At 40.1% G+C, this 11,432-nt stretch carries 7 protein-coding genes; 4 read left to right on the forward strand and 3 right to left on the reverse strand.

Annotation, left to right across the window (positions count from 1 at the left end; translation table 11 throughout):
* Positions 1-11 precede the first annotated feature (11 nt).
* The 3 genes from odhB to BLS35_RS15825 all read left to right on the forward strand — a co-directional run bounded on the left by odhB (position 12) and on the right by BLS35_RS15825 (position 3,069).
* Positions 12-1,235: a 2-oxoglutarate dehydrogenase complex dihydrolipoyllysine-residue succinyltransferase gene (gene odhB, locus BLS35_RS15815; protein ID WP_090782767.1), complete on the forward strand. Its 1,224-nt coding sequence runs from the start codon at positions 12-14 to the stop codon at positions 1,233-1,235.
* A 237-nt stretch (positions 1,236-1,472) separates the two neighbouring features.
* Positions 1,473-2,243 (forward strand): hypothetical protein, encoded by a 771-nt coding sequence (locus BLS35_RS15820; protein ID WP_254778928.1) that lies wholly within the window; start codon positions 1,473-1,475, stop codon positions 2,241-2,243.
* A gap of 124 nt (positions 2,244-2,367) precedes the next feature.
* On the forward strand, positions 2,368-3,069 hold the full coding sequence (locus BLS35_RS15825; protein ID WP_090782771.1) for a DUF2490 domain-containing protein: 702 nt from the start codon (positions 2,368-2,370) through the stop codon (positions 3,067-3,069).
* On the opposite strand, the gene BLS35_RS15830 is transcribed toward BLS35_RS15825, so the two are convergent.
* Together BLS35_RS15830 and BLS35_RS15835 are read right to left on the reverse strand one after the other, a co-directional pair.
* The gene (locus BLS35_RS15830) at positions 3,066-4,724 is read right to left on the reverse strand and encodes a M1 family metallopeptidase (protein ID WP_371328248.1); all 1,659 of its coding nucleotides are present in this window, start codon (positions 4,722-4,724) and stop codon (positions 3,066-3,068) included. The two genes, BLS35_RS15825 and BLS35_RS15830, sit on opposite strands and share 4 nt — an antisense overlap.
* A gap of 7 nt (positions 4,725-4,731) precedes the next feature.
* The gene (locus tag BLS35_RS15835) at positions 4,732-6,609 is read right to left on the reverse strand and encodes a CocE/NonD family hydrolase (RefSeq protein ID WP_090782775.1); all 1,878 of its coding nucleotides are present in this window, start codon (positions 6,607-6,609) and stop codon (positions 4,732-4,734) included.
* 98 nt (positions 6,610-6,707) lie between these two features.
* Here BLS35_RS15835 and lpdA point away from each other — a divergent pair, with 98 nt between their 5' ends.
* The gene (gene lpdA / locus BLS35_RS15840) at positions 6,708-8,111 is read left to right on the forward strand and encodes a dihydrolipoyl dehydrogenase (RefSeq protein WP_090782778.1); all 1,404 of its coding nucleotides are present in this window, start codon (positions 6,708-6,710) and stop codon (positions 8,109-8,111) included.
* 122 nt (positions 8,112-8,233) lie between these two features.
* Here the strand turns inward: lpdA and BLS35_RS15845 are convergent, their stop codons facing one another.
* Entirely contained in the window at positions 8,234-11,425 is a 3,192-nt protein-coding gene (locus BLS35_RS15845; RefSeq protein ID WP_090782780.1) for an efflux RND transporter permease subunit, read from the reverse strand.
* Positions 11,426-11,432 lie beyond the last annotated feature (7 nt).

Consider the following 11,432-nt stretch of genomic DNA (forward strand, 5'->3'; position numbering starts at 1 on the left):
ATACAACTGTTATGAGTATAGAAATAAAAGTTCCGCCAGTAGGCGAGTCAATAACCGAAGTTGTTTTATCCCGTTGGGTGAAAAATGATGGTGATGTAGTAGAAATGGATGAGGTGATAGCAGAATTAGAATCTGATAAAGCAACATTCGAATTAACTGCAGAACAAGCCGGAACTTTAAAAACAGTAGCAGCTGAAGGTGATACTTTAGCTATTGGTGCTGTAGTTTGCAAAATTGAAGATGGTGGCGCTGCACCAAAAGCGGCGGCTGCTCCTGCTGCTGAAAAACCAGCTGCTGTGGCTGATAAAGCTGCTGCTCCGGTAGCAGAAAAATCAGGCGAAAGCTATGCAACTGGTACTCCATCGCCTTCGGCTGGCAAAATTTTGGCCGAGAAAGGTGTTGATGCTGGTTCTGTTAAAGGAACTGGTGTTGATGGAAGAATTACCAAAGAGGATGCATTGAATGCGCAGAAGTCTGCACCAGCGGCTAAAGCTGAGGCACCTAAAGCTGCAGTTGCTGCTCCTATTGCAGGTTCAAGAAATGAGCGCAGAGAAAAAATGTCGCCATTGCGCAAAACAGTAGCAAAACGTTTGGTTACTGTTAAAAATGAAACAGCTATGTTAACCACATTTAATGAGGTGAACATGAAGCCAATCATGGATCTGCGTGGAAAATATAAAGATCAGTTTAAAGAGAAATTTGGTGTAGGTTTAGGTTTCATGAGCTTCTTTACTAAAGCGGTTTGTGAGGCATTGAAAGATTTCCCTGCAGTAAATGCTCGTATTGACGGTGAGTCTGTTGTGTACAACGAGTTTGCTGATATCTCTATCGCTGTTTCTGCTCCTAAAGGTTTGGTAGTTCCGATTATCAGAAATGCAGAAAGCATGAGCCTTGCTCAAATTGAGAAAACAGTAGTTGAGTTGGCTACAAAAGCACGTGATAGCAAATTGACTTTAGAGGAAATGACAGGTGGTACATTCACCATCACCAATGGTGGTGTGTTTGGATCAATGATGTCTACTCCAATCATCAATGCACCTCAGTCGGCTATTTTAGGAATGCACAATATTATTGAGCGTCCAATTGCTGAAAAAGGTGAAGTTGTTGTGCGTCCGATGATGTATTTGGCATTATCTTATGACCACAGAATCATCGATGGAAGAGAGTCAGTTGGCTTCCTGGTTAGGGTTAAACAACTCCTTGAAGATCCTGCAAGATTATTATTAGGCGTTTAGTCTACGATTATAAAGAAAGGACCCGTATTTATTGCGGGTCTTTTTTTGATTTAAGCATTTCTATTTTTTTATCATTATGCAATCCCTTGGGTTGATTGTAATTCAATTCTTTTCCCTGTGAAAAAATATTATTTCCTTCTTTTTTTATTAATTTTTTCAATAAAATTAAGCGCACAACAAAAAACAATAATTTCTACACAAGAGCCTAAAATTGGCAAAAGTATTTTCGGTAATGAGGTGAAAAGAAATTTCTCGAGAAAGGGAGACTTCTTTGTGATGTGGGGGTATAACCATTCCTGGTATGCGAAAAGCGATATCAACTTTAAGGGTCCGGGTTATGATTTTACGCTTAGAGACGTTGTAGCTCATGATAGACAAACTAAATTGACCTGGAAATATCTGGATCCAAAATCGCTAAGTATACCTCAATTTAATTTCCACTTTGGTTATTTTATCAAGGATAACTACAGTATCTCTTTGGGCTGGGACCACATGAAATATGTGATGGATATTCCACAAACGGTGAAGATTGACGGACATATTGATCCTACTATATCTAATCCAAGCATTCCAACAGGTAGCTATGCTGGAGTATATAATGGTGAAATGCTAACTGTAAATCCTGATATGTTAACATTTGAGCACACAGATGGTTTAAACTACGCTAGTGTGGAGTTGGAAAGATATGATGATATTTGGGTTCCCCGTTCGCAGCGTACTTCATTAACTATGGAGACTGGAATTGGCGCTGGTTTGGTGGTGCCTAGAACTGACGTTCGTTTATTTAAGGTGGGAGAAAACAATTACTGGAATGTTGCAGGTTGGGGTATCTCTGCTAAGCTTGGGTTTAAATTATATATGACTAAAGCACTTTACTTACAAAACAGTACAAAGGTTGGTTATATTGACCTGACTAAAATCCACACTACAGGCAGAAATGATGTAGATGGCGCAAGTCAAAATATTAAATATATTCAGAATTATACGGTACTAGGTTTTCAATTCTAGTATTGTATCCAATAGCTGTATCGTAAATTCAGGACGACAGCATAAAATGGGTTGTATCATGCAAATGATACAACCCATTTTATTTTTGTTTTATATTTTAGCGCTTTGATCCGATCCTAAACATATGAAACACTTTATTTTTACTTTTCTTCTTTCTCTTTTTGTACTGAGTGGTTTTGCACAGCATGTAAACCAAAACTCTGGCTGGTTCTTGTTTTTGAATAGTACCAAGCTTAATGATAAGTGGGGATTGCATTTGGACGTTCAGTTAAGATCTGCTGATCACTGGGATGGGGTTCAGAATTTTCTGTTCAGACCGGGAGCAACCTATTATATCAACAAAAATAGCAATGCGACTCTTGGGTATTTGCTGGCAAATACCTATTTAAAAGGTGATGGTTTGGCTGATAATACGTTGACAGAGCACCGCATTTGGGAACAATATATCTATACGCATAAAATTAAACCAATTTATGCTCAGCATCGTTTTAGGTTGGAGCAACGTTTTGCGGAAACTGCTACCGGGGATGTCTTTTCACAACGACTACGGTATTTTGTGAGGTTTGTGCTTCCTTTTTCTGATCCCAAAGTTCCATTTGTTAAAGGACCATTTGTGGCCTTACAAAATGAATTGTTTTTCAATGTTCAAAATAATGACAAGCTAAATGGTAGACTGTTTGATCAAAACAGGGCATATGGTGCCGTAGGTTACCGATTTAGCAAGCGCTTTGATGTAGAGGCAGGCTACCTAAACCAATTTATTGATGGTCGTACAAGGAATACGACCAATAACGCAATTCAATTGGCTGTTTATACCCGGTTTTAGTTGGCTAATTTTGTCTTAATGTAGAAGTTTGGATCTGCTTTAAAGGATTCATTACTGATGGCTTTGTCGATGGCAATGCTTTTCCAATTGGTAGATGGTGTGATCAAACTGAAACTAGCCGGTTTTAGCGTTACTTTCACTGGCATGTCGAAATCCTTTACATCAGCTACCCATCTATATTTAAGTAGACCATTGGTGATTTGATATTCGAGTACTGGAATTTGAGTATGACGCAGGTATTGGTCAAAAATGTTGTTTAGTTTCAATCCACTTTGTGTAGCTATATAGTCTTCCACTTGTTTCGTGGTTACAGTTGTATGGTAAAAGGTTGTATTTAATCCTCTTAGGATCGCCCTGAATTTTTCGTCATTATCGATCAATTGCCTGATGATGTGCACGAGATTTGCTCCTTTATAGTACATATCGCCTGAACCTTCCTGGTTGACTCCATATCTACCAATGATGGGGATGTCATTTCTAATGTTTTTTCTGATTCCAACTACATAAGCCGATGCAGCATTTTTTCCTGATGTTGATTCGGTAAATAGGGCTTCGGAGTAATTGGTGAAAGCTTCGTGTACCCACATGTCGGCAATGTCTTTTGTAGTGATGTTATTGCCAAACCATTCGTGTCCGCTTTCGTGAATGGTAATGAAATCGAACTTTAAGCCCCATCCTGACCCAGACAAATCATTGCCCAGGTAGCCCCTTTGAAACTTGTTGCCGTAAGCAACTGCACTTTGATGCTCCATGCCGAGATGTGGGGCCTGTACAAGCTTATATCCGTCCTCATAGAAGGGGTAAGGGCCAAACCAATATTCAAAGGATTTGAGCATAGGTTTTACATCTGCATCCCAATGTGGGCGGGCAAGTGTACTATCTTCTTTTAACGACCAGAAGTCTAAAGAAAGCTTTCCTTTTTCGCCAGCATATTGATCTGTCCAATTTGAATACTTGCCGATATAGGTGGTTACATTGTAATTGTTAATGGGGTTTGCGACAAACCAGTTGTATTGCTTATATCCAGGTGGCTTTTCTACAGTGCTCCGCAACCTGCCATTCGAGATTTCTTGTAAATCTTTTGGAACGCTAATGCTGATCAGCATACTGTCTACCTCATCACTTTGGTGATCTTTAGTAGGCCACCAGCAACTCGCACCAAAGCCTTGGCAGGCTACAGATACCCATGGATTGCCTGATTTGTCGGCGCTAAAGATGAAGCCACCATCCCATGGTGGATTTTTAGCAATAACTGGATTTCCGGAATAATGCACAGTAAAGCTTTCTTTTGCTCCTTTTTTAACCTCGCTTGGAAAGGTTACATATACTGCATTAAATTCACGTTTAAAAGAGAGTTCGGTGCCATGATAAAGAACCTTGTCTACTTTTAAATTGGCAAACAGATCGAATTGTAACTTTCTGAAGTTTTGTGTGGCGGTAAACTTAAATTCATTGCTACCGCTGATGAACTTGTTTGGAATATCTACTTTAACATCTAGATGGTAGTAATTGATATCATAGCAAGTACGGAGTGGACTAAGCGTGCCCCGAAGGCTGTCAGCCCTCGAGAATGGATCTTTTCCTTGCATCAGCTGCGCATTGGAAGTGGTTAGGCTTAGCATTAATGCCATAAGGCTATATAACAATTTCATCATTATGAGCTTATGGTTTTAATACGGTTAGGGTAAGTGCCGAAGCGTTGTTAACATCGTGAAATATACGGTGTGTTGCTTTTTGAAAATCTGAAGGTTCTGCCTGGTAGATATCCATAAATTTCTGAGGGTTTCTGTCGGCCAATGGGAACCAACTATTTTGAACTTGCACCATAATGCGGTGACCTTTTTTAAAGGTATGGGCTACATCAGGAAGTGCATAATTCACTTTGGTGACCATACCTGGAACAAATGGTTCTGGCTTTTCAAAGCTGTTACGGTATTTACCACGCATGATTTCGCCGCGAACCAACATTTGGTAACCGCCCATAATGATGTTACGAGGGGTAGGCGATGGGGCCGGACTATCTTCTGGATATACATCGATCAGCTTAACTACATAATCGGCATCTGTGCCAGTGGTAGAAACAACCAGATTGGCTAGAACTGGGCCAGTCAATGTAATATCTTCCGTCAAAACATCAGTTTGATATACTTTTACATCTGGTCTGCGAGCGGCAAAACGCTGATCGTCGATCATGTATTCGCGTGTCCTTCCGGTTTGTATACCATCCTGGTAAGGAACAGGGCTGTTGGGATCGCTTACATATTCGTCCCAACTATCAGTTCGCTGTACTTTATCAAAGCTCAGTTTTCCATTGGGCTGGAAGTAAAGCGTTCTATTTTCTGTTTCCTTTGGTGGCCACGCGCTGAATTTTTTCCATTCGTTGCTACCGGTTACAAAGATGTTTGCTTCGGCAGGACTAAAGCTGCCTTCGCCTTTCAAGTGATATTTAAAGAAGGGTAGCTCGAAGTTTTCCTGATAATAAGTGCTAGTTGGCTGACCAAAATTGATGTCGCCAAAGCTGCTGCCGGTGCTACGTACCCAGCCGCCATGGTACCATGGCCCTGCTACCAGTATATTATTGGCGCCGGGGTTTTGCTTTTCTATGGTTTTGTAGGTTGCAAAGGTTCCATAAGCATCTTCCGCATCGAAGAAACCGCCAACTACCATTACGGCGGGTTTTACATGGCTAAGGTGTTGCAGGATGTTTCTTGCCCTCCAAAAAGTATCGAGGTTTGGATGTGCGAACAAATTGTTCCAGAATCTAATGCTATCGGCGAAATGTTTCTCTTTTAGATTTTTAACTGAGCCTGCTTCCAGGTAAAAACGGTAGATATCTTGAATTGGGAATTTAAAACGTTTAGGTCCTTTATCTGGTGTAATGGGTGTTGGTCTGGGTACGCCAAAAGTGCTCATAAATGAAAACGCATCGGCTAAGAATAGTGTGCCGTTGTGATGGAAATCATCGCCAATAAACCAATCCGTAACTGGTGCTTGTGGCGAGACTGCTTTTAATGCAGGATGTGCACCAGGCAAGGACGTGGTACTGTAAAACCCAGGGTAGGATATTCCATAAATGCCAACCTTACCATTGTTGTCTTTGATGTTTTTAACCAGCCAGTCTATCGTATCGTAAGTGTCAGAGCTTTCATCGATGTCCTTTTTACTTTTTTTGTTGGCAACTTGTGGTCTGATGTCGTCAAAATTACCTTCGCTCATCCATTTACCTCTTACATCCTGATATACAAAGATGAATCCTTCGCGCATTTCGGCTGGGAAATTACCTAAGCTTGTCTTGTAATTTTCTTCGCCATAGGGTGAAACCGTATAGGGTGTGCGGTTGAGTAGGATAGGGTATTTCTTAGTTTGATCCTTTGGGATATAAATGGAGGTAAAGAGCTTAATGCCATCTCGCATTGCTACGCGTCTTTCTATTTTTGTATAGTTTTGGCGGACATAGGCCGAATCTGTTTGTTGTGCGAATAGGGGAGGTGTTGCAAGAAGTACCAGTACGGTAGACCAGAAGGATTTAAGGGTAAGCATAAATGAGGGTTTTTTAAGACATAAATATATGGAATTGGTTAATAATTGACTGATATTCACATTAGGTTTCTTAACTTTACGCAAAAAAAATCCTTAATATGCAATACGATGTAGTTGTAATTGGCTCGGGCCCGGGCGGTTATGTTGGAGCAATCAGATGCGCCCAATTAGGCTTAAAAACGGCAGTTATAGAAAAATATAAAACTTTTGGTGGTACCTGCTTAAATGTAGGTTGTATTCCATCAAAAGCCTTGTTAGACTCTTCTGAACATTTTCACAATGCAGCCCATACGTTTAAAACTCATGGGATCAACCTAAAAGATTTGGCGGTTGATATGCCACAAATGATCGCTCGTAAAGACGATGTCGTGGCTCAAAATACTGCAGGTATTCAATATTTGTTCAAAAAAAATAAAATTGATTCATTTGAAGGTGTTGGTTCTTTTGTTGATAAAAACACCATCAAAATAACTAAAGACGGTAAGTCTGAAACGATTACTGCTAAACATGTAGTCATTGCTTCGGGTTCAAAACCTACGGCATTGCCTTTTTTACCAATCGATAAAAAACGCATCATTACTTCTACTGAAGCTTTAAATATTACTGAAGTTCCAAAACAAATGATTGTTATTGGTGGTGGTGTAATTGGCTTAGAGTTGGGTTCTGTTTATGCTCGTTTAGGAACTAAGGTTTCTGTGATCGAGTTTATGCCATCTATCATTGGTACAATGGATGCTGGTTTAGGTAAAGAACTGCAACGTGTGTTGAAAAAATCTTTGGGTATGGAGTTTTTCATGGGGCATAAAGTAACTGGTGCAACTACTAAAGGTAAAAAAGTAACGGTTACAGCAACTAATGCGAAAGGTGAAGAAGTTAGCTTCGACGCTGATTATTGCATCGTTGCTGTTGGTCGTACTGCATATACTGAAGGATTGGGCTTAGAGAATATCGGCATCAAGACTGAAGAAAGAGGAAACAAGATTCCTGTAAATGAACATTTAGAAACTGCTGTACCGGGTGTATATGCTATCGGTGACGTGATTAAAGGTGCCATGCTGGCGCATAAAGCGGAAGATGAAGGTATTTATGTTGCAGAACGTATTGCTGGTCAAAAACCGCATATCAATTACAATTTGATCCCTGGTGTAGTTTATACATGGCCAGAGGTTGCTTCTGTAGGTTATACTGAAGAGCAATTGAAAGCGCAAGGTGTTCAATACAAAGCGGGTTCTTTCCCTTTTAAAGCGAGTGGCCGTGCTAAAGCAAGTATGGATACTGATGGTTTTGTAAAAGTATTGGCTGATGCTAAAACTGACGAAATCTTAGGTGTACACATGATTGGTCCACGTGCTGCGGATATGATCGCTGAAGCGGTTGTTGCTATGGAATTCCGCGCATCAGCTGAAGACATCGCAAGAATTTGCCACGCACACCCAACTTATACTGAAGCATTGAAAGAAGCGGCTATGGCTGCTACTGAAAACAGAGCAATACATATTTAGTATCTGTTTTACAGAATAAGAAAAGTCGGAAGATTAATCTTCCGGCTTTTTTTTGCGCTTTCGTCATCATAAAAAAAGCGGAACCGTTTAGGGTTCCGCTTTTTGCTAATCAGCTTAAGCTATTAATGAACATGGTCCATTTCATACTCTTTCACTTCTTTATGCGTATAAGGCTCTTCCAATAATTCATCAATGGTTTTGCCTTTTTTGTTAAATCCAAAGTAATTCAGAATGTTGTCAAATACTTGATACATTACCGGAACCACGATAAGGGTTAAGAATAACGAACTGGTTAGACCACCAACGATTACCCATGCCAAACCATTTTTCCATTCTGCACCAGCACCACTCGCTAATGCAATTGGTAACATACCAATAACCATGGCGATGGTTGTCATCAAGATTGGACGTAAACGTGCGTGGTTAGCAAGAACTAAAGCTTCGTGAGTAGATTTTCCTTCTGCTTTCATCTGGTTGGTAAAATCGACCAGGATGATCGCATTCTTGGCCACCAAACCGATCAACATGATCAATCCTAAGATGGTAAAGATACCTAGTGACTGGTTTGCTAAAGCAAGTGCCAATAGGGCTCCGATAACCGATAATGGGATCGAGAACATTACTACCAGAGGGTAAACAAAACTGTCGTACAACGCAACCATGATCAGGTATACCAATATAATAGATGCCAATAAAGCAATACCTAATGTACCGAAACCTTCACTTTGGTTTTCCTGATCACCGCCCCAAACATAAGATACGCCAGTAGGTTTTTTCAATTCGCCGCTTTTTTCCAGATCTTCCAGTTTTTTCTGGAATTCAGATACGATGGTACCAGTTGGTCTACCGATAGACTGTGCTTGTACGGTTACTGATGTACTCTTATCACGCCTTTCTAGTTGACTTGGGCCTGAACCTTCTTTAATCTCCGCAAACTGCGATAATTTAACCTGTTGACCGTTAGCATTGATAAAGATCAGATTTCTTACATCGTCAATGTTTTTACGGTTAAACGCCTGGTAACGGATATTGATGTCGTACTCATACTCACCCTGGCGGAATTTACCATCTGTGTTACCGCTAAATGCAGTTTGCATGGTTGTACCAACCGTTTGTAAGGTTAAGCCTAAAGCAGCCATCTTATCACGATCTACCTGAACATTAATTTCCGGACTACCCTTCTCTACAGATAATTTTATTTCCGCAGAACCTTTAATACCAGCAAGCGCTTTTTTCGCACCTTCAGCATATTTTAAGGCACTTTCTAAATCAGGTCCCATTACCACCAGTTGGATCGGTGCATTTTCTGCAATACCCAAAATACTGATTGGAACTGTTTTTACTTTCGCTCCTACTAAGTAGTGAGAAAGCTCACGACTAATTTTAGTTGCATATATACTTGATTCGTCTGCTCGATCTTTACGATCCACCAATTTAACATTGATCTCTGATTTGTAGGCCGTTGCTTGTGTAGCACCCATGTCTCCACTAGATTGGCCAACAGTAGTGATCATTTGTGTGATCTCTTTTTTCTTACTTAAGAAAGCCTCTGCTCTTTGAGTTACCTGATTGGTTTTCTCAATGGAAGCATCTTTCGGTAATTCTATCTGAACAAGGAATTCTCCTTTATCACTCTTAGGGAAAAACTCTGAACCGATATAACCACCTATGGTTAACCCGCAAGAGCTTAACAGCAATAAGAATACACCGATAAGTGTAATTGCTTTGTGCTTTAATGTCCATTCCAGAATACCTGTAATCCATACGGTGAAAGTATGTAGTTGTTTTTCGAACCATAAAATGAAACGTCCGAAAGCATTTTTACCTTCGATTTTTTCCAGTTTACCGAATCTTGATGATAGGAGTGGAACGATGGTAAATGAGGCGAGAAGCGAGAGCAATGTCGCGATAATTACCACCACACAGAACTGACGAAGGATGTTGGAAACCAAACCTGAACTTACTGTAATCGGAAAGAATACAACCACAATTACCAATGTGATGGAGACAACGGTGAAGCCAATCTCGCTGGTTGCGTCGTAGGCTGCACGTACTTTGTTTTTACCCATCTCCATGTGTCTGTAGATGTTTTCCAATACCACAATCGCATCATCCACAAGGATACCTACCACAAGTGATAAGCCTAATAGTGACATCAGGTTTAGCGTATAACCCAATAAGCTGATTCCGATAAATGTTGCGATTAGTGAAGCTGGAATGGCAACCATTACAATTGCAGCGTTACGTAAACTGTGCAAGAAGAAAAGCATTACAAACGCAACCAGGATAATCGCAAGGATTAAATCGTGGATTACAGCATCTGCAGATTCTAATGTAAATATCGAACTGTCGTTTACAATTTTGATGTTTAGGTTGTTTACCGCATAATCCTTTTGTAGAGTTTCGATCGTTTTGTGCATTTGCTTACTTACCTCTACCGCATTGGCATCAGTTTGTTTAATAATCTGCACTGCAATTGCACCATTTCTGTCGATACGTGCGATCTTCTCTACTTCTTTTTGTGCATCCTGTACATCGGCTACATCCTTTAAACGGATTTGAGCACCTGCTTTACTGGTTGCAACAACCAGGTTTCTTAACTCATCTACATTTTTGTATTTACCAGATAGACGGATCAAGATATCCTCATCACTGGTTTTCACACTTCCTGTAGGGAAATCCAGGTTGGAACTTAAAATAGCTTGTTGAATTTGAGGAATAGATAATCCGTAACCTTGAATTTTATCAGCATTTAATCCTACTTCAATTTCACGTTCCTGTCCACCAACTAAGTTTACCTGAGCTACACCACTTACCCTTGATAGGATAGGTGCAATACGCTTATCCATCAAATCGTAAAACGAAGCATCATCCATCTTTGCAGATGCTGACATGGTAATTACTGGTAAGTCATCCAACGAGAACTTATTTAACGAAGGTGGTTTTACATCAGTAGGTAAATCAGCTAATATCGCATTTACTTTACGTTGGGCATCATTTAATGATAAATCGATATCCGCCTGAGCCGTTAACGTAATGGTTACTACTGATAAACTTTCATAAGAAACTGCATTTAGTTTCTTAACATTTTCCATGGAAGATACGGCATCCTCAATTTTCTTGGTTACCGTATTTTCTACCTCACTAGGAGATGCTCCTGGATAGATTGTTGATATTGATACTACGTTGTTTGAGAATTTAGGCAAAAGCTCATAACTCAAAGAAAAGTAGCTCAATAGTCCCAATAGTGTTAATGCGGAGAAAACCACAATAACAAGGCTGGGACGCTTTATAGAAATTTCTGTTATTTTCATCTTAATC

The organism is Pedobacter sp. ok626 (assembly GCF_900100435.1).
GTDB lineage: Bacteria > Bacteroidota > Bacteroidia > Sphingobacteriales > Sphingobacteriaceae > Pedobacter.